This window comes from Nocardia sp. NPDC005746, from assembly GCF_040630785.1.
GTDB lineage: Bacteria > Actinomycetota > Actinomycetes > Mycobacteriales > Mycobacteriaceae > Nocardia.
This window is the reverse complement of record NZ_JBEXYE010000028.1, coordinates 40,440-63,400: the sequence shown is the minus strand read 5'-3', so window position 1 is coordinate 63,400 and position 22,961 is coordinate 40,440. Positions and strand designations below refer to the sequence as shown.

The window sequence follows — 22,961 nt, the reverse complement described above, 5'->3', positions numbered from 1 at the left end:
CGTTCGATCGGCGGTTACCCGATCAGATCGCTCCAGAAGGCGCAGCGGTGGTCGGCGGTGAAGGTGTTGGCGAACTGGTTTCCGGCAGGGCGGAGGGAGAGGAAAGTCGGGGTGGCGGGGGTGTATCGGGGAATGGCGGGGAGGCCGGCCGGGTCGGGGATGCCGGTATTGATGAAGCGGGTCCAGTAGCGGCGGATGTCGGATTGGAGGCGGCGTTGGGGTGGGGTCATGACGCCGTCGAGGGCGAAGCCGGCTCGGACCAGGTCGAAGAGGGAGGGGAGTTCGGCGGCGTGGTAGGCGCCCATGGGGAAGGTGCTGGGTGGGGCCAAGGCGCCGCGGTCGTCGAATTCGTAGACGTAGGTGGGGTTTTGGCGGGAGAGGTCGGAGACCTGGGAGATGAGTTTGCAGACCAGTTGATCTGTCCAGGCGCGGGTGAGGGCCAGGGCGGGTTGGGGGTAGTCGGTGAGGGGGTATTCGCGGATGACCCGGTCTGTTCGGGGCGGGGTCAGGTCGGGGATCTTGGCGGCGAGGAGGCGCGGGTAGTCGGCGGCGGTCATGACAGGGCCGAGAGGGATGCCGTATTTGATCCAGACCCAGAGGGCCACCTCGTCGTGATTGGAGCCGACGAACGTGGGGATATGGGACATGCCACCGGATTTCAGGAGCGCCAGGGGGCTTTCGGGGAGGTAGGCGTTGCCGTGGACGACATTGGTGTCGTCGGGGCCCCGGTCCACCAGGATGTCGGGCGAGAGGTTGCGGAGGCAGGTCGCGTCGTCGGTGGCGGGACAGCCCGCGGCGGCGGCCCAGGCGTCGCCTTCGGCCTCCGCGTCCGGGAGGGATTGGCTCGCGCAGGGGCCGCTCTGCAGGATGGCGGCCTGGAACAGGGGCTTGGAAGTAGGCGTGGCCATGTGGGCGCAGATCGAAACTCCGCCCGCCGATTCACCGTCCAGGGTGACGCGATCGGGGTCGCCGCCGAACGCGGCGATATTGCGGTGGACCCAGCGCAGGGCGGCCTGCTGGTCCATGAGGCCGTAGTCGCCGGAGCCGGAACCGTCGTCCAGGGCCGAGGCGGCCAGGAAGCCGAACTGCCCGAGCCGGTAGTTGATGGTGACGACGATGACGTCCCCGTCGGGTTGGGAGACCAAAGGGGCTGCTCCGTACATGCTTCCGGTGCCGGTCTGCAGGCTGCCGCCGTGGATCCACACCATGACGGGCAGCGCGCGGCCGTCGGCGGGGAGCATCGGCGGCGTCCAGACATTGAGGTACAAGCAGTCTTCGACGGTGGTGCGCAGGCCGCCCAACCCGGTCGGCTGGGCGCAGTTCGGGCCCGCGTCGCGGGCCTCACGAACTCCGGGCCACGGCGCGACCGGCTCGGGCGGCCGCCAGCGCAGCGCACCGACCGGTGGTGCGGCGTAAGGGATTCCATTGAACAGGCGATACGACGGGGTCGAGATACCGTGCAACGCACCACTATCGATGGTGACCGTGTCCGGGGCAGGTCCCGAATAGGCCCGCGCCATCGGGCCGTTCACCGCGAAGATCACCACCAGTAGCGCCACCGCCGCGAACACCGCGCCGGATCCCCGCCTCATCCACCCCTGTTCACGCACGATCACCCGAGCCTCCTGGGCCAGCAAGCGCTGTCGCGTAGTCGTTCGATACTAGTCGGCCGGTCCAGACGGGGGTCCGAAGTCTCACGAAACCGGGAAAACTCCTGCGTACGGTCGGGTCCGCAGGGCGGATCCGTCTCACCGCGAGACGCTTGTTGACACTCGATTCAGGTCGGGACGACGGTGGCCCCATGACCCGCACCTCACCCGATGCGCTCGACGTCTTCGATCCCGCGCACATCGACGACCCCTACGCGCTGTATCGGCGGCTGCGCGAGCAATCCCCTGTCTACCGCATCCCGGGCACCGACTTCTACCTGGTGACGTCGTGGGATCTGGTGACCGAGGCCGTGAATCGAGGCGACGAGTTCTCCTCGAACCTCACCGGCGCACTCCTGCGGCAGGAGGGACAGCCGCCCGTCACCTTCGACATGGACGGCGGCGGCCAGGCCGTCCACGTCCTCGCCACCGCCGACGACCCGAGCCACCAGGCCCAGCGCAAACTCGTGCAGCCATTGCTGGCCAAGCGGATTCGCGGCCTCGGCCCCACCGTCACCGAACTGGTGGACCGGCTGTGGACCGAGGAACTACACGGCGATCGCATCGACTGGGCGACCGGTATGGCCGACCGCCTCCCCCTGGCGCTCGTCGCCGACATCATCGGACTCCCCGACGCCGCGGTGCCGCAACTGCTCACCTGGGCCTACGACAGCACCGAGATGCTGGGCGGCGTGGTCGACTCGGACCGTTTCGTGCACCTGGTCACCGCCGCCACCGAACTCACCGGCTACCTGCACGTCGAATTCGCCGCTGCCCAGCGCGATCCAGGCGACGACCTGCTCGGCGTGCTGGCCCGCGCCTGTGCCGCCGGGGAGATCACCGATGTGGTGGCCGTGCTGATCCTGGTCCAACTCGTCGGCGCGGGCGGCGAATCCACGGCGGGTCTCATCGCCAATGCCGCCCGGCTGCTGGCCACCCGCCCCGACCTCCAGGACGAGCTGCGCGCCGAACCCGCCCTGCTGCCCGCCTTCCTGGACGAGGCGCTGCGCCTGGAATCGCCCTTCCGAGGCCATCATCGGCACGTCACCACCGATACCGTGCTGGGCGGCATCGAGATTCCCGCGGGCAGCCACCTGCTGTTGCAGTGGGGCGCCGCCAATCGCGACCCGGCCCGCTTCGACGATCCGGACACCCTCGACCTGGACCGCCGCAGCGGCGCCAACAATCTCGCCTTCGGGCGCGGCATCCACTTCTGTATCGGTTCGGCACTGGCCAAGCTGGAGGCCACCGCCGCGCTCACCGCCCTGCTCGAGCGCACCACCGCCTTCACCCTCGTCGAAGACGCCCCGCCGCAGTGGTTTCCGAGCATCTTCGTGCGCCGCCATCGCACCCTGCCGCTGCGCCTCCACATCCGAAACACGTGAGCCCGCGGACTCGCCCGGATTCTCCCGCGCGTCCGCCACGTGCCGGGGGCGCGGTCACGGCATGATCGTCGTCGATCGATCAGGGGGGGCATCCACAGCTGTGACCACAGGAAAGGGGTTTTGTTCGTGAAGACCGTGTACGTCCGCCGCATCACCCTGGCGGCAACCGCGTGTGCCCTGTCCGGTGCGCTGGCCGCGCCGGCCGCCGCCGACGCCGCGCCGCAGAAGATCACGCTCGACTACGCCAAGGGCCGGTGCGGCCAGACCACGCTGTTGGCGCACTCGTTCACACCCACCACGCTGGAGATCACCACCTCCAGCAACTTCACCGACGACGCCAAGATCGACATGGCAGGGAAGCGCACCCCGCTGCCCGACACCTACGGCGCGGTCACCACCACCGTCGATCTGGGCACCCCGATGCCGGGCGCCATCCCGTTCGAGGTGTCGGGCTCGGACTGGCCGGGCAGCCTGGGCACCGGCTGCAAGGGCTGGATCATCGTCGCCTGATCGGCAACCGACAACGATCGAGCCCCGGGAGCGATTCCCGGGGCTCGATCGATTGTCGCGGCCTACTTGCCGTGGGCGCGCAGCTGGTACAGCCCCTGGGTCTCGGCCACGACCACACCGTTGGCGTCGGTCACCTTCGCCGTGAGGGTGAAGTCGGCCTTGCCCTTGGCGTCGGCCTCCTCGGTGATCCGCGCGATCTCCTCCTCCGACAGCGACGCTTCGGCGCGCACATCGGTGGCGGCGGGCTTCCGGAAGAACACGTGCAGGTCCTTCACCAGCGGGAAGTACTTGGCGGTGTCGAAGCTGGAGATGGCGATCGCGCCACCCAGGATCTCCGCGACCGTGAACAGCACACCGGCGTACATGACGCCGAAGTGATTGCCGTTGCCCTCGATGGGGACCGTGGTGGCCGCGAACCCGGGGCGCACCTCCTCGGCCCGCACCCCCATCTTGTGCGCGATCGGAATCGTGAACTCCAGACCGCCGTTCACGACCTCGTTCAGCGCGGGGGCATCGTTCGCCATGCGGACCTCCTCGTCCCAGAAGTTATGGCAACTTACTGACGTGCTGCCAACAAGGTGAATCATTCCGCGTGAGAGGGTTACCGCGCAACTCTGTCATCCCGGCCCGTGAAACCCGCCACATCCAGGCAAATCATCCCACGACCCCTCTAGTATGCAAGTCGTGTCCAAGACTTTCTCCGCCGCCGAGCGGGCCTACCGCGAAATCAAGGAACGCATACTCAGCGGCGATCTCCCCGGCGGGGAGCTGGTCAGCGAGAACGAGATGGCCGGGGAGCTGGGCACCTCCCGCACCCCCATCCGCGAGGCCTTCCTGCGGCTCGAGACCGAGGGCTGGATGCGGCTCTACCCCAAGCGCGGCGCCCTCGTGGTGCCCGTCCCCTCGCACGAGGCCGACCATGTGATCCACGCCCGCTACATCGTGGAAACCGGTGCGGTGGACGCGCTCACCCGCATCGCCCGCGCGGGCCTGATTCCCCGGCTGCGTGAATCCCTGGACCGCCAGCGCGAACTCGCCGACGCCGGCGACCTCGAGGAATTCGCCATCGCCGACGCCGACTTCCACCGCGAATACGTGGTGGCCGCGGACAACCCGCTGCTCATCGGCTTCTACGACTCGCTGCGCGAACGGCAGCGCCGGATGAACAGCGTCGCGCTGCAACGCGGCGAGACCAACCCGCACCGCATCATCGAGCAGCACACCCGCCTCGCGGATCTGATCGACGCCGCCGACGGCGCCGGATTCGCCGAGGCCCTCGCCGAACACCTCACCGACGTGCACGGCGTCACCCCGAGGGGGATGTGATGGCGACCCTGACCACGCTCGACACCCGCGCCGATCGACTGGGCACCCACCCGACGGCGTGGCTCGGCGTCGCGACGGCCATCTTCGCGATCGCCTGGGGCGGTAACGAATTCACGCCCCTGCTGGTCATGTACAAGCGCGACGGACTGCCCGTCACCACCGTCGACCTGCTGCTGTTCGAATACGTGCTGGGCATCGTGCCCGCCCTGCTCATCGGCGGCCCGCTGTCGGACCGCTACGGCCGGCGCCCGCTCATGCGGCCCGCGCCGTTCATCGCGGCCACCGGCTCGACGCTGCTGGCCTTCGGATCCCATTCGGTCCCCATGCTTTCCGCGGGCCGGGTGCTGTGCGGCATCGCACTGGGCCTGGCCATGGCGGTGGGCAGCAGCTGGCTCAAGGAGCTGTCGCAGCCGCCGTTCACCGCCGATACCGCCTCCGGCACCGGGGCGCGCCGTTCGGCCATGAGCCTCACCGGCGGCTTCGGCGTCGGCGCGGGTGTGGCGGGCGTGCTGGCGCAGTGGGGTCCGTGGCCGGACTCGCTCGCCTATCTGATCAATGTGACGCTGTGTGCGGCGGCCGCGGCGCTGCTGTTCCGCGCGCCGGAAACCATCGTGCCGCAGGTGAATCCGGGACCGCTCCTCGACGATCTGAAGGTCCCGGTCGGCGCGCATCACCGCTTCCGCACCATCGCGCTGCCGGTGTGCCTGTGGCTGTTCACCTCGTCGGCGGCGGCGTACGCCATCATGCCGACGCTCATGATGCCCAAGGTGCACGACGCCCCGATCGCGTTCTCCGCCCTGATCACCGTGATCACCCTCGGCTGTGGTTTCGGCATCCAGTCGGTGGCGCGCAAGATCGATCGCCCCGGTTCGCTGCGACTGCCGGTACTGGCCCTGAGCCTGGTCATCCTCGGAATGCTGCTCGCCGCAGCCGCTTCCGCCACCCTCACCCTGTGGCTGACCGTGCTGACCGCCGTCGCCCTGGGCATGGGATTCGGCAGCGGGCTGGTCGCGGGCCTGCTGGAGATCGAGCGCATGGCCCGTCCCGACGACCTGGCCGGACTGACCGCGGTGTTCTACGCGGTCAGCTACCTCGGCTTCGGCGTCCCGGCCCTGATGGCGGTCTGCCACAACGGCATCGGCGTCGGCTACCCCGCCATGTTCGGCGTCCTCGCCGCCGCCTGCGCGGCGTGCCTGGCCATCGTGAGCCGGTCCCGCCCGGCCTGAGCTCGGATATCCCGGCGGCGGCCCCCAACCGCCCGCCGCCGGGCCCCGCCTCACAGCGAGCGGGAGATGATCTCCTTCATGATCTCGCTGGTGCCGCCGTAGATGCGGTTCACGCGCGAACCCGTGTACATGTTCGCGATCGGGTACTCCATCATGTAGCCGTAGCCGCCGAACAGCTGCAGACAGCGGTCGACCACCTTGTCGCAGGTCTCCGCGGCGAACAGCTTGGCCATGGACGCGGTCGACGGGTCGTTCCTGCCGTCGATGTACTGCTGGATCGCGTAGTCCACCAGCGTCTTGATAGCCAGCGCCTCGGTCTTGACCTCGGCCAGGGTGAAGGCGTTGTGCTGGAACTTGCCGATCGGGCGGCCGAACGCCTCGCGCTCCTTGGAGTAGCGCAGCGCTTCCAGCACCGCGGCCTCGGCCAGCGCCGAACACAGGCTGGCGATGATCAGCCGCTCCCGGGCCAGCTGCTCCATGAGCTGGTAGAAGCCCAGACCCTCCTGCGCGCCCAGCAGATTCCCCACCGGAACGCGCATGTCGGAGAAGAACAGCTCGCGGGTGTCCTGCGCGTGCTGGCCCATCTTCTCCAGCACCCGGCCGCGCTCGAAGCCCGGCAGGTCCTTGGTCTCGGCCACGATGAGCGAGACACCGGCCGCACCCTTGGACGGGTCGGTCTTGGCCACGATCACCAGCAGATCGCAGTGGGTCGCGTTGGAGATGAACGTCTTCGAGCCATTGATGACGTAGTGGTCGCCCTCGCGGATCGCGGTGGTGCGCACCGACTGCAGGTCCGATCCGGTGCCCGGCTCGGTCATGGCGATGGCCAGCACCAGGTCGCCGCTGATGATGCCCGGCAGCCACTTCGCGCGCTGCTCGTCATTGCCGTAGTTGTAGATGTAGTGCGACACGATCGGCGAGTGCACGGAGAAGCCGAAGCCGTTGTCGTGGGCGTAGACCAGTTCCTCCTGAACGATGGCCTGCATGCCGTAATCGCCGCCCGCGCCGCCGAATTCCTCCGGCAGGTCCAGGCCGAGCAGGCCCGCGGCGCCGGCCTTGTTCCAGAACTCGCGGTCGACCATGTGCTGCGCGGTCCAGCGCTCGCGATTCGGCACAGCCTCCTTGCGGAAGAACTCCGCGGCGTGCTTGCGCAGCTCGCGGTGCTGATCGGTCTCCCAGGTAGGCCGGTAGTCGGGGAACAGTTCGGACATCGGTGTCACTCTCCGTTGTTGCGTCGGATGCCGTTGAGCGGCAGGTCCTCCCGAGCCGCGATGATTTCGAGCTCGGCGATGGTCTGGTCGGCGAACGCCTTCCGGAAGGCCTCGTGGGTGCCGTCGGCGCCGAAGGCTGCCAGCGCGCCCAGGAAGAAGTGCGGCTCCACCGCGCCCAGCGCGACATGGCCGTCGGCACATTCGTAGATGCCGTAGCCGGGGAACGCGCCGCCCAGTACCGCGCCGTCGCCCATGAGGCGGTAGCGCACGGCGTCGCCCGCGCGGGCCGCGGCTTCTTCCAGCGCGACCCGATACGGCTGTCCCGCACCGGTTGTCGCCCGGCGTACCAGGGCGGCCAGGGCGGTGGAGACCGCGCGCTCCGCGCCGAGCATGTCGGCGATCGGGACCTTCGGCATGTGCGGCGGGGTCAGGGTGCCGTGCACCGCTTGGTAATTCAGGTCGTGGCCCGGTACCTCGGGCTCGTCGGCGTGGCCGATGATCTCGATGAGCGAGAGCTCCGGGAAGCGCTGCTGCGGCTGCGCCAGGCCGAGGCGGGCCAGGGCGGAGGGGCGCATGGAGGTGATGAGCAGGTCGGCGGTGGCCAGCAGCTCGTCGAGCTTGGCGCGGTCCGCGTCCTGCTTCACGTCGAGGGTGACGACCTGCTGGCTCGCGACCAGGTGCTCGTACCACTGCGGCGCGGCGGCGGCCAGCGGGTCACCGGTCGGCGGCTCGACCTTGATCACCTGCGCGCCCAGCTCGGCCAGCCGCGCGGCGGCGAGCGGACCGGGCAGGTTGACCGCCAGGGACACGACTTCGACTCCGGCCAGGGGCCGCAGCGTTGGTTCCTCCATATCGCGAACGATACAGTTGTATCGCGAACCGGTCAATCACATCAATTGCCGGGTACACAGTCCGGAACCGCTAAGTTGAGGGGCGATGCTGAACCCACGAGCCACCAACGAGGATCTGACCGCCAAGGCCCGCATCCGCAATGCCGCCATGGACCTGTTCGCCCAGTACGGCGACTCCCGGGTGTCACTGCGCGCGGTCGCGGCCGAGGCCGGCGTGACCCTCGGACTGGTTCAGCACCACTTCAAGACCAAGGACGGCCTGCGCGACGCGGTCGACAAGCTGGTCGTCGAATACTTCGCACAGGCCGTCGCCTCGATCCCGCCGACCGGCACCCACGCCGAGGTCGCCTCCGCGCGTGACGAAGCGGTGCGGAACATGCTGCACGCCAACCCCGCCGTGGTGAACTACATCCGCCGGTCGCTGCTCGAGCCCTCCGAGACCCGCATCCACCTGCTGGACGCGGTGGTCGAACTGACCCGCAGCGAGGTCGTCGGACTCCGCGCCGCGGGCCTGGCCTCGACCGACAAGCCGGAGTCGGACCAGATCGTCGCCGTGCTGCTGCGCCAGTTCGGCGAGCTGCTGCTGGCCCCGATGCTGGACGCCGTCTGGGAGCGGGTCTCCCCCGACAACCCCACCCGGCCCCGGCTGTCGATCACCGTCAAGGACTGAATCCCCGAGGGCGGATCAGCTTTCGACGGGCAGGCCCGCTTCGGCCCAGTCCTGGATGCCGTCGCGGTACTTGCGGATATTGGTGTAGCCGAGCCGTTCCAGCTTGGTGGCGACGTTCTGACTATTGGGGCAGGCCGCGTTCGAGCAGTAGGTGACGATGGCGGCGTCGCGATCCGGAAGCAGGCGCGGCGCTTCGGTTTCCACATCGGCCTCGATCAGCGCGAGCGCGCCGGGCAGATGCGCCTTGGCGTAGTACGTGCCGCCGAGCGCGTCGAGCACGGTGACGGTTCCGGCGGCGATCTCCTGGGCGAGTTCCTCGCGGGTGATGAGTGCGGTCATGAGAGTTCCTTTCACGGAAATTTGTGTGCGTGTGCACGCTACTACTTAGGTGCGCGCGCACGCAACCGGTTAAGATGGGGCGGTGTCCTCCCGATCCCGCCCAGCTGTCCGCGCCTGGGCCGCCCTGCTCCAAGTCCACGCCCTGCTCGTGCCCGAGCTCGACGCCGAACTGCGCCGCAGCACCGGGCTGCCGCTGAGCTGGTACGACGTCCTGCTGGAACTCGATGCGCCGCACCGGCTCCGGATGAGCGACCTGGGTGAGCGGGTGGTGCTCAGCCGCACCCGGGTCAGCAGGCTGGTGACCGAGATGGAGATGCAGGGGCTGGTCCGGCGCGAAGCCAATCCCGACGACGGACGGTCGGCGTTCGTGGCCATCACCGACGAAGGCCGGCGGAGATTCCGGGAGTCGGCGCCGCACTATCTCGCGGGCATCGAACGGCGCTTCGGGGAGAAGCTGGACGCCAGCGAACTCGAGACCGTCGCGTCCGCGCTGCGGAAAGTGCTGGACCCGGCCGATATCGCCGGACCGGAGGGCGGCGCTCCGTAGTTCGGCGCGGGCTGGGCAGAACGGTTGCCGCCGGACGGGGCGACGGGAACAGTGGATGCCGGAATCGATTCGATCGGACCGGATTCGAACAGAGGAGACATCTCGTGCGCTTCGGCATCTTCATCCCGCAGGGCTGGCGGCTCGACCTGGTCGGCATCGACCCGGCCGCGCACTGGGGAGTGATGCGGGACCTGGCCACGCGCGCGGATTCCGGGGACGCCTGGGAATCGCTGTGGGTCTACGACCACTTCCACACCGTCCCCGTGCCCACCGAGGAGGCCACCCACGAGGCGTGGACGCTGATGTCGGCACTGGCCGCCAGCACCTCGCGAATCCGGCTGGGGCAGATGTGCACCGCCATCAGCTACCGGAACCCGGCCTACCTGGCCAAGGTCGCCGCCACCGTGGACCTCATCTCCGGCGGTCGCGTGGAGATGGGCATCGGCGGCGGCTGGTACGAGCACGAATGGCGCGCCTACGGGTACGGATTCCCTTCCGCCGGTGAGCGATTGGGTCGGCTCGACGAAGGCGTGCAGATCTTCAGGCAGGCCTGGACGACGGGTAAGGCGACCCTCGACGGCAAGCACTACCAGGTGGACGGCGCGATCGTGCGGCCGCTTCCCGTGCAGGAGGGCGGGATTCCGATCTGGGTCGCCGGCGGCGGCGAGAAGGTGACATTGCGAATCGCGGCGAAGTACGCGCGGTACACCAACTTCGCGGGCGACCCGGAGACCTTCGCGCAGAAGTCGGAGCTGCTGCGCGGCCACTGTGCCGCGGTCGGAACCGATTTCGACGCCATCACCCGCAGCTCCAACTTCAATACGCTGGTCGGCGCGACGGAGGCCGAGGTCGAGGACCGGCTGACGCAGCTGGAGTCCCGCCTGACCCCGTTCGTCGGCGCGGAGGGCGCGGCCCAGCACGTCAAGGATCTGTTCCGCAACTCCCCCGCCGTCGGCACGCCGGAGCAGATCGTCGAACGGCTCTCGCGGGTCAAGGATCTGGGACTGGGCTATTCGATCCACTACTTCCCCGAAACCGCCTATGACACTTCGGGTCTGGAGCTGTTCGAGCGTGAGGTCATTCCGGCGCTGCGCTGAGCGGGAGTCGCTCGCCGGATCGGCCGCGCCGGGACGACACCCGATGCGCGGGCGCGGGTGTCCCGCGGCCGATCCGGCGAACCGCCGGGTGGTCAGTGCGGCAGCGTCACCGGATCGGTGCAGCTGGACGGGGCGTCGACCAGCGAGCACGTCTTGGGGTCGCGGGTCGGGCGGTAACCGGCGGGGACGCCGCCCGCGCCGGTGATCTCGGTGTAGGCCGGAACCGCGTCGGTCGGACGCCGGGTGAGCGCCGGGTCGGTCTTCACATCGACGGTGTACAGGCCGAATCGCGGTGTGTAGGAGCCCCATTCGTAGTTGTCGGTGAGGCTCCAGTAGTTGTAGCCGATGACGTTCATGCCGTCGGCCTTGGCGCGCTGGACCCAGTAGACGGTGTCGCGCAGGTCGTCGGCGCGGGTGTACCCGTCGGCGCGGGGCTGGCCGTCCTCCGTGGGCATCCCGTTCTCCACGATGTAGAGCGGCTTGCCGGGGTACGCGCGCGAATAGTGGTCCAGCGCGTAGTAGATGCCGTCGGCCTGCAGCGGGTTCTTCCACATCTCCGAGAGCGAACCCGAGTTCATGGCGTCCGGGGACACCCCGTAGTAGTAGTCGATCCCGATGTAGTCGAGCTTGGCCGCGATCCTGCCGAGCAGCGGGCCGTTCACCAGGTCCTCGGCGGTCGGGAGGTACGCGACATTGCTGGTGACCATGGCGCCCGGCTGCACCTGGTGGATGTAGTCGTAGATGGCGTTGTGCGCCTGCGCGATTCGATCCTGCATGATCGGCACCGAGGTCGCGGGCAGGATGCCCAGCCGGACCTCGTTGATCATGTACATGGCGGGTTCGTTGAAGGTCACCCACAGCGGGTTGCCGGAGGCGTAGCGATCCACCACCGTCCGCGCGTTCGCCAGCCAGTCATCCACCATGCCGGGGCGATTCCAGCCGCCGCGGTCGGCCTCCCAGCCCGGATACACCCAGTGGTCGATGGTCAGCATGGGCCGCATGCCGGCGGCCTCGATCGCGCCGATCACCTTGTCGTAGAAGCGAAGTCCGTCCTCGTCCCACACCCCGGGCTGGGGTTGGACGCGCGCCCATTCGATGCCGATGCGGTACACCTTCACGCCCAATTGCCTGGCGAGCTGGATATCGGATTCGAACCGGTCGTAGAAGTCGATCGAGTCGCGGTAGGTATCCTCGGTCTTCCCGGAGGCGGCGTAGCGCGACCAATTGCTGTCCGGCGCATGACCTTCGGACTGGAAGCCCGACGCCGCGACGCCCCAGAGGAAGTCAGGTCCGAGCGGCGCTAGGAGCGTGGGCGGCTGCGGCCGCGCGAAGGCGGGGGCGCTGGTGAGGGTGAGACCGGTGGCGGCCACGACGGCCAGAGCGAGGGTGCGGCGGCGTAAGCGCATGGCGAAAACCGTACTACTCACGGTTTTGACGGACAAGGAACTCTCACAATCCGCTTAGACTCGACCGGTGGCGAAACGCGGACCCTACGGAAAGGGCATCGAACGGCGGGAGCAGATCCTCGAGGCCGCCCTGAAGACCATCGCGGAACGCGGCTTCCTCGCGACCTCGGTGGCCGAACTGGCCGAGGCCGTCGGGCTGAGCCAGAGCGGACTGCTGCACTACTTCGGTTCCAAGGAGGAACTGTTCGTCGCGGTACTGCTCAAGCGGGATCAGATCGACGCCGCCAATCTGGGCGAGGCCACGCCCGAGGCGCTGATCCGGCTCATCCGACACAACACCCAGGTCCCCGGGCTCATCGAACTCTTCACCCACATGCAGGCCGCGGCCGCGGACCCCAACCATCCCGCGCACGAATACATGCGGCTGCACTACGAACTGGGCACCGCCGCCTTCGCCGAGCTGATCCGCTGTTTGCAACGCGACGGCGAGGTCCCGCCCGCCGTCGACCCCCAGGTGATGGCGACCGCGTTCATGGCCCTGTCCGACGGACTGCAATCGCGGTGGCTCATCGACCCGGCCATCGATATGGAGTTCTACCTGCGGCAGTGCTGGGCCCAGTTCACCGGCGTCGAGCCCCGGACCGGCTAGCCGAGCCACGCCGCGATCGCCAGGAACACCCCGATCAGCACGAACAGAATGGCCATCAGCGGGACGATGAATTTCACGTACCGGTCGTAGCGCACCTTGGCCAGCGCGATACCACCGGTGACCACCGCGGTCGTGGGCGTCACCAGATTCGCCCAGCCCGACGCCGACTGCCACGCCGTCACCACCAGCGACCGCGGGACATGCGCGAAATCGGCCAGCGGGGCCATGATCGGCATGGCCAGCGTGGCGTGCCGGTGGCGAACGGGTTCACCGTCGAACACAGCACACCGATGCCCGCGCCCGAGATGATCGCGCCGACCGCGGTCATGCGGTCATAGCCCAGGGCCAGGGTCAACGGGACCAGCAGGGCGTGGAAACCCAGGGTCTCCTCGGCGAATCCCTCGACGGTGCCGGCGATCGCGAACACCACCATGATGCCGACGATCAGCAGGATCGACCGGGCGCGGAGCTTGAACGCCAGGCGTCCGATCCCGCTGTCCAGCGCGCCGGTGGCGAAGGCGACGGTGATGAACGCGCCCACCGCCAGCACGAACAGGAACACCGCCGCCGCGCCGTAGAGCGAACCGCTCAGGTCCGGGGCGACCTGCGAGGTCTTCGCGTCCTGAATGCCGTAGAGGCCGTTGACCGGAGCCAGGAACAAGTCCCGGATGCGGACCGAGAAGTCCTTGGCGTCCGCGATGCGATGATAGGAGCCCGCGATCGGGCGGCCCTGCGCGTCCACGTCGTAGGCGCCCGGCGGAATCACGAAGGCCGCCAGCCACACCGCGAGGGTGACCCCGGCCAGGATCGTGTACGTGGACGGGAAGCCGCGCTTCTTCTTGTGCCGCACGGGCTTCGGAGCGTCCTCGATGGTCGCGGTATCGCTCATCGGCGCGCCTTGTCGGCGAAGAGCTGGAAGAACTCGGCCTCGGCCAGCGCCACATTCCGCAACTCGCTCAGCAACACCCGCTCGTTGAAGCCGTGCATATTGCATTCGGAATCCTCGACGCCGAGCATGAGCACCTCGGAGCCCGGGTTGGCGGCGGCCATGGCATTGGTCAGCGGAATGGAACCGCCCATGGCCGAATCGATGGCGTCGACACCCCACGCCTTGGTCATGGCCTCACCCATGGCCGCGTACGCGGGACCGTCGGTGCGGGCGGCGAATCCGGTGCCGATATCGCCACCGGTCACCTCCAGTTCGACCCCGAACGGCTTGGCCTTCCTCAGATGCTCGATGACGGCACGCTGCCCCTCGGCGGGGTCCTGCTCGGGGTGCACGCGCACGTTCAGGTATGCCTTGGCGTATGGAACCACCGCGGACGCAGCGGTTTTCGTCGGCGGGGCGTCCAACCCGATCACGGTGATCGCCGGGCCGTACCAGATCCGCTCACCGATCGGACCGGTCCCGAGCAACGGCATACCCGGTCGCATCCCCGTCACCCGCGCGAATTCGGCGTCGGTGTAGTTCGCGCCCGTCCAGTGGTCGCGACGCAGCCCCGGCACCGCGACATTCCCGTCCGCATCGTGCAGCGTGGCCAACGCGGCGATCAACGACAACAGCGCATCCGGCGCCGCACCGCCGAACTGCCCCGAGTGCACCGGCGCGGCCCGGGTGCGCACCTCCACGAACACGTCCGCGACCCCGCGCAACGCGGTCACCAGCGTCGGCTGCCCCGCGCGAATATTGCCCGCATCGCAGATCAACAACGCGTCGGCTTCGAACAGCTCCGGATGCTCGGCCGGATAGTCGTCGAAGACCGACCCGTATTCCTCCTGCCCCTCGATCACCACCGTCACCCCGACCGGCGGCTTGCCCCCGAACGCCCGCAACGCCCCGATATGCGCCACCACATTGGCCTTACAGTCCGCCGCGCCCCGCCCGTAGATCGCGCCATCCTTCTCGGTGGGCGTGAACGGCGGTGTATGCCAAAGACTTTCATCCCCGGAAGGCTGCACATCGTAATGCCCGTACAGCAGGACGGTCGGCGCGGCCTCCGGAGCCGGGATCCGTCCGTAGACGACCGGCGAGGTATCGGGCAGATCCAGCACCCGAATCTCGTCAACCCCGGACTTCCGCAACTCCTTCGCGACCAGATCGTGCGCCCGCTGGACATTCTCCTTCGGATAGTCCGGAAACGCGATGGACGGTATCTCCACCAATTGTCCGAGAAGCGCTTTCAACTCCGGCATGAGTCCGTCGACAGTACCGCTCAGATCCCGGCGCAGGTCCATCCCGCCATCGAACCACCACCCGGCGTCAGCTCACCGCGAATCTTCAGCGACACGCAGAATCGGCAGCGGCGGGACCACGGCGGGGTCGGCCAGGACCGCGCGGCGGGCGAAGCCGAGGGCGCCGATGAGGATGGCATCGTCGCCGAGGACCGCGGGTGCGATCCGAAGCCCGAGTGTGGGGGCCAGGACCCGGCGGCCATGGAGGCGATTCTCGATGGTCGGCGCGATCCACGGGAACCACTCCGCCAGCAGGCCGCCGAGGACGACTTCGTCGGTATCGAGGAGGGCGGAGATCGAGAGGATGGCCGTGCCGAGGGCGGTGGCGGCGGCGTCCATTGCCGAGAGTGCTTGGGGTTCGGACTGTCTCAGCAGGGAGAGGAGTTCGGATCGGGCGGCTTGCAGGCCCTCGTTGTGGAGTAGAGAGGTGAGGCCGGCGGAATCGAGGACAGCCTCGGGTCCCGCGAAGGTGACCAGGCAGCCGCGGGCGCCGCAGACGCAGTCGGGGCCGGTCATGGCTACCGGGAGGTGGCCGGGCTCGCCGGCGACGCCGTGGCTGCCGGTGTGGATGCGGCCGTCCAGGACGACGCCACCGCCGATGCCGGTGCCGGCCTCGATGAGGACCAGGCCGCGGGAATCGCGAGGGAGAGCGTGGAATTCGGCGAGGGCGGCCGCGTTGGCGTCGTTGATCACGTCGATCGCCACGGCCGGGGGCGGGAGGTGGGCGGCGATCAGGTCGCGGAGGGGGACCGAGTCGAGCCAGCCGAAATCCGGTGCCACCACCACGGTTTGGTCGGGGTCGTCCAGGACCGGGCCGGCCATGGCGATCACCGCGCGGGCGAGGACGGGCGCGGGGCCCGATTCGGGGAGCGTGGCGGCGGCGCGGGCGATGCGGGACGCGATGGCGGCGGCCATGGCGGCGGGCGTGCCGGGGGCGAGGTCGTGCGCGACGGTGTCGCGCCAGGTGATGACTCCCGCGAGGTCGGAGACGGCGACGCGGAGCTGTTCGGAGGTGACCTGGATGGCGGCCACGGCGGCGCGACCGGGTTCCAGTCGCAGCGGGCGGCCGGGGCGGCCGCGGACGCCGGAACGCTGGGCGTCGTCCTCGGCGATGAGGCCGCGGTCGGCGAGATCGGCGACGAGGGCGGTGACCGAACCGTGGGCCAGTCCGGTGGCGGCGGCCACCTCGGTGCGCGGGCACGGGCCGTGGTCGGCGAGGTGCCGCAACACCAGCCCCAGGTTGCGACGCCGAATGGCGGCCGAGTCGGCCGGGGGCGACACGGTCGGGCCGCCGGGGGTGGCGGGACGTCGGGTGGGCGGTGTGGGATCCACGGGATCGAGATTATGGTGTCAGGTAATTATTTCAAGTGTTGACGTTAATTCGGGATCAGAGGTTGGCATGGGCGTGGAACGGATCGGACGACGAACTCTGCTGCTCGGAGCGGGGGCGCTGGCCTTCACGGCGGCGTGCGCACGCGGGACGTCGGAGTCCGAGAAGCCGAAGGAGACGGTGGTCGTGACCACCGCGGCGGGAGCGGTACGCGGGGTGCGGCGGGAGACCGGCGCCGCGTTCCTCGGTATCCCGTTCGCACAGCCACCGGTGGGCGCGCTGCGGTTCGCCGCGCCGGTACCCGCCGCCGCGTGGGCCGAGACCCGGGACTGCACCACGTACGGACCGACCGCTCAGGTCAAGCAGTTGTCCGAGGTGACCGCGATTCCGGAGCCGTCGATTCCCGGGGACGACATCCTCACGGTGAACGTGTTCACCCCGAAGCCGGATCCGGACGCGAAACTGCCTGTGCTGGTGTGGATTCACGGCGGCGGGTTCGTGGCGGGCAGCCCGGCCAGCCCCTGGTACGACGGCGCGGCGTTCAATCGCGACGGCGTGGTGCTGGTGTCGGTCGGGTACCGCCTGGGCATCGAAGGCTTCCTGCATCTCGACGATGCCCCCGACAATCGCGGCGTGCTGGATTGGATCGCCGCGCTGGCCTGGGTGCGCGCCAATATCGCCGCGTTCGGCGGGGATCCGGCGAAGGTGACGATCGCGGGCCAGTCGGCGGGCGGCGGCGCGGTGTGGGCGCTCCTGAACACCCCGTCCGCGAAAGGTCTTTTCCGCGCGGGCATTTCGGAGTCCGGCGCGGTCACCCAGCCCAATGATCGCGCCACCGCGCTGGCCATGTCGGCCCTGTTCACCAAGCGCACCGGCCTGCCCGCCACCGCCGCCGCGCTGCGGGACCTGAGCAGGTCCGGGTTGCAGGACCTCGAGGACAAGCTGCGCATGCCCGGACCCGACAGCACGGCCGCCACCCTGCTCGGCCTCGCCCCGTGGGCGGACGGCACGCTCATCCCGGCCACCAGCGCCGAGGTGCTGAAGTCCGGTGCGGACCAAGATGTTCCGCTCATGCTGGGCTTCACCGCCCACGAATTCAATGCCGCGCCGCTGACCGGGGAACGGCCGCCGGTCACCGACACCACGCTGCCCGCCGCCCTGGGCGCGCTCGGTTTCGACGCCTCCCGCGCCGCCGACTGGCACCTCGCCTACCCGGGGCTGTCGGCGGATCAGCTTGCGGGACAGGCCCAGAGCGATGCCGTGATCCGGATGCCGTCCTACCGGGTGGCCGAGATGCGGGCGGGCCACGGGCAGCCCACCTGGCTCTACGAATTCACCTGGACCTCGAACGCCTCCGAGTTCCAGGGCATGTCTTTCCACTGCCTCGACGTCCCGTTCGCCTTCGACCTGCTGAAGGCTCAGGGTGTGACCGCGGTGACCGGCGAGCATCCGCCGCAGGCGTTGGCCGACGCCATGCACCGGGCGTGGGTCGCGTTCATCAGCGACGCCGACCCGGGCGCCGACTGGCCCCGCTACACTCTCGACCGGCGCGAAACCATGATCTGGTCGGACGCGCCGCACGTCCAGTCCGATCCCTTCGCCGCACAGCGCCCGGTCTGGCTGCGCTGAACCCGCGGGCTACCGTGGAGCAATACGCGTCGAGTCGAATCGTGGATAGGTGGGTCGGTCAATGCAGGTGAAGCGCTGGATCGCACCGGCCGCGGTGGCCGTGGCCTGCGGGCTGTCGACCGTCCCGGCCGCTCAGGCCGCACCGGGTGACACCCAGGCCGCGCTGGGCGGCGGCTCGGGCCTGGTGCTGGGCCAGGGCGGGCACACCGCCAAGTGCAGCCTGACCACCATCGGCTACGACGCCGCCGGGCGACTGGTCGGCTTCACCGCCGGACACTGCGCCGAGGCCGGTACGCCGGTGCACGGCGAGCAGTTCCCCGACGCCGGGGTGGTCGGGGTGGTCCGCGCCGCGGACGCGCAACTCGACTACGCGGTCATCGAATTCGATCCGGCCGCGGTCACCCCGCTGCGCTCGTTCGACGGCACCACCATCGCCGGGTTCGCGCCGACGCCGCCCGCCTGGAGCGTGGTGTGCCAGAACGGCCGGACCAGCGGGCACGCCTGTGGCGTGGTGTGGACGTCGAGCCCGGTGGGGCTGCTGGAGCAGGCCTGCTCCAGCTACGGCGATTCGGGCGCGCCGGTCACCATCGGGGACAGGCTGGTCGGCATGATCTCCGCGCCGCTGATCAGCGACACCCGCAATCTCCGGTTCAGCTGCACCGACGCCAATAATCCGCTGCACTCCCCCGTCATCGCCGTCGCGTTCGACACCGTGCGCGCCGCGGTCGACGCCGGCAAGGGCGTGGGCAGCGGTTTCCAGCCGGTCTAGGGCCACCTACCCCGTCCCGGAGAATGACGAACCCGGCCGCACCCTGCACGGCCGGGTTCGAGATCCGGAATCCGATCAGGCCGAACGGGTTTCGGCCGCGACCGGAGCCGCCTTGCGGCTGCCGCGACGGAACCGCAGCACACCGTCCTCCAGCGGAGCCTTGCGCAGCATGGCGCGGTCGCGGAAGTAGTTGTTGATCACCAGCCACGGCCCCCGGGTGCCCTGACGCGGCATGACGCCGTCACCGCGCTGGATGTAGCCGGAGGTCAGCGCGCCGCCCATGAGCGACGCCTCGGACCGGTCGCCCTCCTCGGGCACCGCGACCACTTCACTGAAACCGTTGTCCCGCATGTGGTTCAGCAGGCGGCAGAAGTACTCCGCGGCCAGGTCGGCCTTGAGGGTCCAGGAGGCGTTGGTGTAGCCGAGGATCACCATCATGTTCGGGACGGTGCCGAGCAGCGCGCCCTTGTAGGCCACCAGATCCCGGGTGGCGAGGGTCTGCCCGTCCACCTCGAGCGCCGCGCCGCCGAGCATCTGCACGGTGAGACCCGTCGCGCTGACCACGATGTCGGCCTCGAGCTCCTCGCCCGAGGACAGGCGGATGCCCTTCTCGGTGAAGGTCTCGATGGTGCCGGTGGCGATCGATGCCTCGCCCCGCTTCAGCACCTTGAACAGGTCGCCGTTGGGCACCACGCACAGGCGCTGGTCCCACGGGTTGTAGCTGGGGGTGAAGTGCTTCATGTCGATATGGGGACCGACCTGCGCGCGCACCGCGGCCAGCATCAGCTTGGCCGACAGCTTCGGGTTGGTGCGCGAGAGCTGGTAGCTGGCCCGCTGCAGTCCGATATTGCGCGCCCGGCCCGCCTTGTAGGCGATGGCCGCGGGGACCTTGGCCAGCTTGAAGCCGACCGCGACCGGGTCGTCGGCGGGCAGCGCGGCGATGTAGGTGGGCGAACGCTGCAGCATGGTGACGTGCGCGGCGTCCTCGCTCATGGCCGGGATCAGGGTGATGGCGGTGGCGCCACTGCCGATGACGACCACTTTCTTGCCCTGGTAGTCGAGATCCTCGGGCCAGTGCTGCGGGTGCACGATCCGGCCGCCGAAGTTCTCCTCGCCGGGGAACGTGGGCCGGTAGCCGTTGTCGTAGTCGTAGTAGCCGGTGCAGCCGATGAAGAAGTCGCTGGTGTAGGTCTCGGTCTCGCCGGTGGCCTCGTCGAGCACCTCGACGGTCCAGATACTCTCGTCGCTGGACCAGGACGCCTTGGTGACCTTGCGGCCGAAGCGGATGTGGTCGGTGACGCCGTATTCGGCGGCGGTGTCCTCGATGTACTGGCGGATGCGCGGTCCGTCGGCGAGCACCTTGGTGCCGTGCCAGGGCCTGAAGCCGTAGCCGAAGGTGTACATGTCCGAGTCGGATCGGATACCGGGGTACTTGAACAGGTCCCAGGTGCCGCCGATGGCGGTCCGGCGCTCCAGGATCAGGTAGCTGCGCCCGGTCTTCTCCCTGGTCAGGTGGCAGGCCATGCCGATACCGGACAGGCCCGCGCCGATGATCAGTACGTCGACATGCCGCGTCATGGGGGAACTCGCTTCTGGTCGCGCCCGGACACCGGCGTCCGGGCGTACCGAGTATTACATGTTATTTACGGTAACGTCTACCACCGGTCGGGCTAGGCGGCGCGGACCTGGCCCGGCCGATCCGGCTCCGACCGATAACGGGTGCTCGGGCCGCCGATGCCGAGGGCGTTCCAGACCCGCTTGGACACCGGGTTCATCAGCCCGATCTTCTTGGCCAGCGACCGCACGTCACCGAAGAAGCCCGCGAACGCCTCCTTGGAGTCGGGGGAGCCGAAGAACACCTCCTCGCGGACCTCGCGCGGGATGCCGAACTCCTCGAAGAAGGCGCGGGGCGGAACCAGGATCGCCCGCCCGCCGATCCACATGACGATCGGGAAGGCCAGCGACAGCACGAACTTGTCGAACGGGTTCGCCTGCGGCACATGGTGTTCCAGGAACTCGTGCGCGAAGGAGATGTGGCGGGCCTCCTCGGCGATGTGAATCGCCATGACGCCGCGCATGATCGGGTGGATGTCCTCGCCGGCGCGCAGGATCGCCTTCTGGATGTGGTCGATCGGCTCCTCGCCCGAGAGCACCGCCATGAAGAACAGGTTCGGGAAGACCGAGGCCAGCGGCGGCACCAGGTAGGTGAGCTGCTTGAGGATCGTGCTCATGCCGGGCACGTCGATCCCGATGCGGTTCACCATCTCCTGGAACATCAGGGTGTGGTTGCACTCCTCGATGACCTCGTGGGTGCAGTACCGGAACTCCGGCGAGCCATTGGGCAGTTTGAAGGTGTGCTGCACCATGCCGCCGATGAGCAGGGTCTCGAACTGCAGGCCGACCTTGGCGATATTGGCCTGCCGCCACAGTCCGATGGCGATCTTGCGCGCCTCGGACTGGGCCTGATACCAGGGGTGCCGGGCGAACATGTCGCCGGAGACGGGCAGGATCCAGCGCTTGTCGTCGGCCTTGACCTCGAAATCGGGGTGGTCCCAATCGATATCGGTGTAGGGATCGAAATTCTTGTCGACGGACCCCTGCGAGAGCAGCATGAGCTTGTCGGCGTACTGCCGGGCAAGCGCGACCGCGGGGTCGTCCGTCGCGTGTGCTGACGTCATTGTCAGAGCCTCTTTCGGAAATGGACCTAAGTATCTGTAATCCATGGTTACGCGTACATTGGCGCCACGTCAACAGGTACCGACCAGTAGGGTTCAACTCCAGAAGAGAGGATGCAGTCCCCAGGCCTCGAATTCGGCTCCGACCAGGTCGCGAAGGGCTTCCCGGGTCGGGAACCGATCCGGATCCGCACCGGTGATCGCCAGGGTGACCGTGTCGCCGTCACTCGACCAGGACAGGTTCAGGCCGACCTCCACGCGACGGAACAGATCGGTGTCGGCGGTGCAGACCACCGGGCGCATGAGCACCGAGCGGGCGCGCACGCCCGCGATGGTCGCCACCCCCTGACCGGTCTCACCGAGATTCGTGCACAGGCATTCCGGGGCCTTGGCCGTGCGGGAGAAGAAGCCCAGAACGAACTTCGGCAGCATCATCTGGACCGGCTGAAGGTGTTGCAGCGCGGGGGTGGTGGCCGGATCGGAATAGGCGCGGGCCGCCTGTTTGACGGCGGTCCGCACCTGACGCAGGTCGGTGCGCTCACCCTTGCGGTAGGGCACGGCGATGGGCAGGCCGGTGGTGGCGTTGCCGCGGGGATCGTCGAGGCCGCGCAGGGACCGCGGAATATCGACGCGGACCTCGGCGCCGTCCTCGATCCGGCCGCTGCGGCCGAGCAGTCCGACGGCGACGCCGACCATGAGGCCGTTGTCGGTGCCGTCGTGCGCGGCGGCGACGGCATTCCATTCGGCCGCATCGACTTCCACGACGAGGTCGGCGGCGGAGTGGCGATCCGGGAGCGGCAGCCGCGGTTCGGCGGGGCGCGGGTTGCGGTCGGGCTCGCGGACATCGCGGGCCTTGATCGCGGCCCGGATCCCGCGGGCGGCGGCGCGCAGCCGGCCGACGGCGTCGGCGAGGTGCGCGCGGAACAGACCGTCGGTGGGAATCGAACCCACGAGACGACCCGAACTGGTTGCGATATCCGGTGTGTCCCCGGCGTCCAGGCGGCGTAGCGCGTCACCCAGCGCGTAGAGCACCGCGCCTCCGTCCGCGCCCACATGCGAGGTGACCAGGGACAGCAGGGTGCCGCCGGAGGTGGTCGGCGCGGCCGACAGTCGCCACACCCGGCCGGTGAGCGGGTCGAACTCCACCCGGCTCTGTTCGAGAAGCCAATCCAGGACGGCTGTTTCGGATACCGGCTGCTGTTGCACAGCCAGCGGTTCCGCCGTCGTGGCCGATACCCACCACGGCCGAGCGAAGGGGACGGACGTGGTCATCACCCGCCGCGCCAGGAAGCCGTGGGCGAGGTGCGCGTGCAGGCGTTCCAGCACAGCGGGATCCAGCGGTTCGTCGAAGCGCCAGGCCAGCTGGTTGACCAGGGCGTTGCCGTACAGGTCGTGCAGTTTCAGGAACAGGTCGTCGTCGGCGGTGAGCCGGTTCAGGACGGCGGGCATGACGGTCTCCG

Annotated in this window: 23 protein-coding genes; 10 read left to right on the top strand and 13 right to left on the bottom strand. The window is 69.0% G+C overall.

Annotated elements, in window-relative coordinates:
• Window positions 1-14: 14 nt before the first annotated feature.
• The gene (locus tag ABZ412_RS33260; protein WP_357288412.1) at window positions 15-1,592 is read right to left on the bottom strand and encodes a carboxylesterase family protein; all 1,578 of its coding nucleotides are present in this window, start codon (window positions 1,590-1,592) and stop codon (window positions 15-17) included.
• 209 nt (window positions 1,593-1,801) lie between these two features.
• On the opposite strand from ABZ412_RS33260, the gene ABZ412_RS33255 reads away from it, so the two are divergent.
• On the top strand, window positions 1,802-3,034 hold the full coding sequence (locus ABZ412_RS33255) for a cytochrome P450 (protein ID WP_357288406.1): 1,233 nt from the start codon (window positions 1,802-1,804) through the stop codon (window positions 3,032-3,034).
• A 126-nt stretch (window positions 3,035-3,160) separates the two neighbouring features.
• The gene (locus ABZ412_RS33250) at window positions 3,161-3,544 is read left to right on the top strand and encodes a hypothetical protein (protein ID WP_357288403.1); all 384 of its coding nucleotides are present in this window, start codon (window positions 3,161-3,163) and stop codon (window positions 3,542-3,544) included.
• A gap of 62 nt (window positions 3,545-3,606) precedes the next feature.
• Here the strand turns inward: ABZ412_RS33250 and ABZ412_RS33245 are convergent, their stop codons facing one another.
• Complete coding sequence (locus ABZ412_RS33245; protein ID WP_357288401.1) at window positions 3,607-4,068, bottom strand: YiiD C-terminal domain-containing protein; 462 nt, start codon at window positions 4,066-4,068, stop codon at window positions 3,607-3,609.
• A 151-nt stretch (window positions 4,069-4,219) separates the two neighbouring features.
• On the opposite strand from ABZ412_RS33245, the gene ABZ412_RS33240 reads away from it, so the two are divergent.
• Together ABZ412_RS33240 and ABZ412_RS33235 are read left to right on the top strand one after the other, a co-directional pair.
• Entirely contained in the window at window positions 4,220-4,870 is a 651-nt protein-coding gene (locus ABZ412_RS33240) for a GntR family transcriptional regulator (protein WP_357288398.1), read from the top strand.
• Window positions 4,870-6,096, top strand: coding sequence for an MFS transporter (locus ABZ412_RS33235; RefSeq protein ID WP_357288395.1), 1,227 nt, complete (start codon window positions 4,870-4,872; stop codon window positions 6,094-6,096). Before ABZ412_RS33240 ends, ABZ412_RS33235 begins: the two co-directional genes overlap by 1 nt.
• A gap of 50 nt (window positions 6,097-6,146) precedes the next feature.
• Here the strand turns inward: ABZ412_RS33235 and ABZ412_RS33230 are convergent, their stop codons facing one another.
• A complete protein-coding gene (locus ABZ412_RS33230) occupies window positions 6,147-7,307 on the bottom strand; it encodes an acyl-CoA dehydrogenase family protein (protein ID WP_357288392.1) in 1,161 nt (386 codons plus the stop codon).
• Window positions 7,308-7,312: 5 nt separating this feature from the next.
• Window positions 7,313-8,158, bottom strand: a complete 846-nt coding sequence (locus ABZ412_RS33225) for a CoA transferase (protein WP_357288389.1) — start codon at window positions 8,156-8,158, stop codon at window positions 7,313-7,315.
• Between the two features lie 85 nt (window positions 8,159-8,243).
• Between ABZ412_RS33225 and ABZ412_RS33220 the strand changes: the two genes are divergently transcribed.
• A complete protein-coding gene (locus ABZ412_RS33220; RefSeq protein WP_357288386.1) occupies window positions 8,244-8,828 on the top strand; it encodes a helix-turn-helix domain-containing protein in 585 nt (194 codons plus the stop codon).
• Window positions 8,829-8,843: 15 nt separating this feature from the next.
• Here ABZ412_RS33220 and ABZ412_RS33215 read toward each other — a convergent pair whose 3' ends face one another.
• Window positions 8,844-9,167 carry a rhodanese-like domain-containing protein gene (locus tag ABZ412_RS33215; RefSeq protein ID WP_357288383.1) on the bottom strand — a complete coding sequence of 108 codons (324 nt, stop codon included), beginning with the start codon at window positions 9,165-9,167 and terminating at the stop codon, window positions 8,844-8,846.
• Window positions 9,168-9,249: 82 nt separating this feature from the next.
• On the opposite strand from ABZ412_RS33215, the gene ABZ412_RS33210 reads away from it, so the two are divergent.
• The gene (locus ABZ412_RS33210) at window positions 9,250-9,714 is read left to right on the top strand and encodes a MarR family transcriptional regulator (RefSeq protein WP_357288380.1); all 465 of its coding nucleotides are present in this window, start codon (window positions 9,250-9,252) and stop codon (window positions 9,712-9,714) included.
• A gap of 104 nt (window positions 9,715-9,818) precedes the next feature.
• A complete protein-coding gene (locus ABZ412_RS33205) occupies window positions 9,819-10,811 on the top strand; it encodes an LLM class F420-dependent oxidoreductase (RefSeq protein WP_357288377.1) in 993 nt (330 codons plus the stop codon).
• A 92-nt stretch (window positions 10,812-10,903) separates the two neighbouring features.
• On the opposite strand, the gene ABZ412_RS33200 is transcribed toward ABZ412_RS33205, so the two are convergent.
• Entirely contained in the window at window positions 10,904-12,217 is a 1,314-nt protein-coding gene (locus ABZ412_RS33200) for a family 1 glycosylhydrolase (protein ID WP_357288435.1), read from the bottom strand.
• A 67-nt stretch (window positions 12,218-12,284) separates the two neighbouring features.
• Here ABZ412_RS33200 and ABZ412_RS33195 point away from each other — a divergent pair, with 67 nt between their 5' ends.
• Entirely contained in the window at window positions 12,285-12,866 is a 582-nt protein-coding gene (locus tag ABZ412_RS33195; RefSeq protein ID WP_357288374.1) for a helix-turn-helix domain-containing protein, read from the top strand.
• On the opposite strand, the gene ABZ412_RS33190 is transcribed toward ABZ412_RS33195, so the two are convergent.
• The 4 genes from ABZ412_RS33190 to ABZ412_RS33175 are packed head-to-tail and all read right to left on the bottom strand — an operon-like array spanning window position 12,863 to window position 16,430.
• Window positions 12,863-13,093, bottom strand: a complete 231-nt coding sequence (locus ABZ412_RS33190) for a hypothetical protein (RefSeq protein ID WP_357288371.1) — start codon at window positions 13,091-13,093, stop codon at window positions 12,863-12,865. The two genes, ABZ412_RS33195 and ABZ412_RS33190, sit on opposite strands and share 4 nt — an antisense overlap.
• The gene (locus tag ABZ412_RS33185; protein WP_357288369.1) at window positions 13,045-13,755 is read right to left on the bottom strand and encodes a hypothetical protein; all 711 of its coding nucleotides are present in this window, start codon (window positions 13,753-13,755) and stop codon (window positions 13,045-13,047) included. The genes ABZ412_RS33190 and ABZ412_RS33185 overlap by 49 nt, the downstream gene beginning before the upstream one ends.
• Window positions 13,752-15,101 (bottom strand): M20/M25/M40 family metallo-hydrolase, encoded by a 1,350-nt coding sequence (locus tag ABZ412_RS33180; protein WP_357288366.1) that lies wholly within the window; start codon window positions 15,099-15,101, stop codon window positions 13,752-13,754. Before ABZ412_RS33180 ends, ABZ412_RS33185 begins: the two co-directional genes overlap by 4 nt.
• 30 nt (window positions 15,102-15,131) lie before the next feature.
• Window positions 15,132-16,430, bottom strand: coding sequence for an ROK family transcriptional regulator (locus ABZ412_RS33175; protein WP_357288363.1), 1,299 nt, complete (start codon window positions 16,428-16,430; stop codon window positions 15,132-15,134).
• Window positions 16,431-16,497: 67 nt separating this feature from the next.
• Between ABZ412_RS33175 and ABZ412_RS33170 the strand changes: the two genes are divergently transcribed.
• Window positions 16,498-18,057: a carboxylesterase family protein gene (locus tag ABZ412_RS33170; protein ID WP_357288360.1), complete on the top strand. Its 1,560-nt coding sequence runs from the start codon at window positions 16,498-16,500 to the stop codon at window positions 18,055-18,057.
• 61 nt (window positions 18,058-18,118) lie between these two features.
• Window positions 18,119-18,826 (top strand): hypothetical protein, encoded by a 708-nt coding sequence (locus ABZ412_RS33165; RefSeq protein ID WP_357288357.1) that lies wholly within the window; start codon window positions 18,119-18,121, stop codon window positions 18,824-18,826.
• 75 nt (window positions 18,827-18,901) lie between these two features.
• Here the strand turns inward: ABZ412_RS33165 and ABZ412_RS33160 are convergent, their stop codons facing one another.
• From ABZ412_RS33160 to ABZ412_RS33150, 3 genes are all read right to left on the bottom strand, one after another.
• Entirely contained in the window at window positions 18,902-20,404 is a 1,503-nt protein-coding gene (locus tag ABZ412_RS33160) for an NAD(P)/FAD-dependent oxidoreductase (protein WP_357288354.1), read from the bottom strand.
• Window positions 20,405-20,496: 92 nt separating this feature from the next.
• Entirely contained in the window at window positions 20,497-21,504 is a 1,008-nt protein-coding gene (locus ABZ412_RS33155) for a diiron oxygenase (protein WP_357288351.1), read from the bottom strand.
• A 93-nt stretch (window positions 21,505-21,597) separates the two neighbouring features.
• Complete coding sequence (locus ABZ412_RS33150) at window positions 21,598-22,950, bottom strand: hypothetical protein (RefSeq protein ID WP_357288348.1); 1,353 nt, start codon at window positions 22,948-22,950, stop codon at window positions 21,598-21,600.
• Window positions 22,951-22,961: the final 11 nt, after the last annotated feature.

Excerpts from the sequence above, each read along its gene's own strand:
- ABZ412_RS33260 (WP_357288412.1), bottom strand. The coding sequence starts at position 1,592 with ATGAGGCGGGGATCCGGCGCGGTGTTCGCGGCGGTGGCGCTACTGGTG.
- ABZ412_RS33255 (WP_357288406.1), top strand. The coding sequence starts at position 1,802 with ATGACCCGCACCTCACCCGATGCGCTCGACGTCTTCGATCCCGCGCAC.
- ABZ412_RS33245 (WP_357288401.1), bottom strand. The coding sequence starts at position 4,068 with ATGGCGAACGATGCCCCCGCGCTGAACGAGGTCGTGAACGGCGGTCTG.
- ABZ412_RS33240 (WP_357288398.1), top strand. The coding sequence starts at position 4,220 with ATGCAAGTCGTGTCCAAGACTTTCTCCGCCGCCGAGCGGGCCTACCGC.
- ABZ412_RS33235 (WP_357288395.1), top strand. The coding sequence starts at position 4,870 with ATGGCGACCCTGACCACGCTCGACACCCGCGCCGATCGACTGGGCACC.
- ABZ412_RS33230 (WP_357288392.1), bottom strand. The coding sequence starts at position 7,307 with ATGTCCGAACTGTTCCCCGACTACCGGCCTACCTGGGAGACCGATCAG.
- ABZ412_RS33225 (WP_357288389.1), bottom strand. The coding sequence starts at position 8,158 with ATGGAGGAACCAACGCTGCGGCCCCTGGCCGGAGTCGAAGTCGTGTCC.
- ABZ412_RS33220 (WP_357288386.1), top strand. The coding sequence starts at position 8,244 with ATGCTGAACCCACGAGCCACCAACGAGGATCTGACCGCCAAGGCCCGC.
- ABZ412_RS33215 (WP_357288383.1), bottom strand. The coding sequence starts at position 9,167 with ATGACCGCACTCATCACCCGCGAGGAACTCGCCCAGGAGATCGCCGCC.
- ABZ412_RS33200 (WP_357288435.1), bottom strand. The coding sequence starts at position 12,217 with ATGCGCTTACGCCGCCGCACCCTCGCTCTGGCCGTCGTGGCCGCCACC.
- ABZ412_RS33190 (WP_357288371.1), bottom strand. The coding sequence starts at position 13,093 with ATGGCCCCGCTGGCCGATTTCGCGCATGTCCCGCGGTCGCTGGTGGTG.
- ABZ412_RS33185 (WP_357288369.1), bottom strand. The coding sequence starts at position 13,755 with ATGAGCGATACCGCGACCATCGAGGACGCTCCGAAGCCCGTGCGGCAC.
- ABZ412_RS33180 (WP_357288366.1), bottom strand. The coding sequence starts at position 15,101 with ATGGACCTGCGCCGGGATCTGAGCGGTACTGTCGACGGACTCATGCCG.
- ABZ412_RS33170 (WP_357288360.1), top strand. The coding sequence starts at position 16,498 with ATGGGCGTGGAACGGATCGGACGACGAACTCTGCTGCTCGGAGCGGGG.
- ABZ412_RS33165 (WP_357288357.1), top strand. The coding sequence starts at position 18,119 with ATGCAGGTGAAGCGCTGGATCGCACCGGCCGCGGTGGCCGTGGCCTGC.
- ABZ412_RS33160 (WP_357288354.1), bottom strand. The coding sequence starts at position 20,404 with ATGACGCGGCATGTCGACGTACTGATCATCGGCGCGGGCCTGTCCGGT.
- ABZ412_RS33155 (WP_357288351.1), bottom strand. The coding sequence starts at position 21,504 with ATGACGTCAGCACACGCGACGGACGACCCCGCGGTCGCGCTTGCCCGG.
- ABZ412_RS33150 (WP_357288348.1), bottom strand. The coding sequence starts at position 22,950 with ATGCCCGCCGTCCTGAACCGGCTCACCGCCGACGACGACCTGTTCCTG.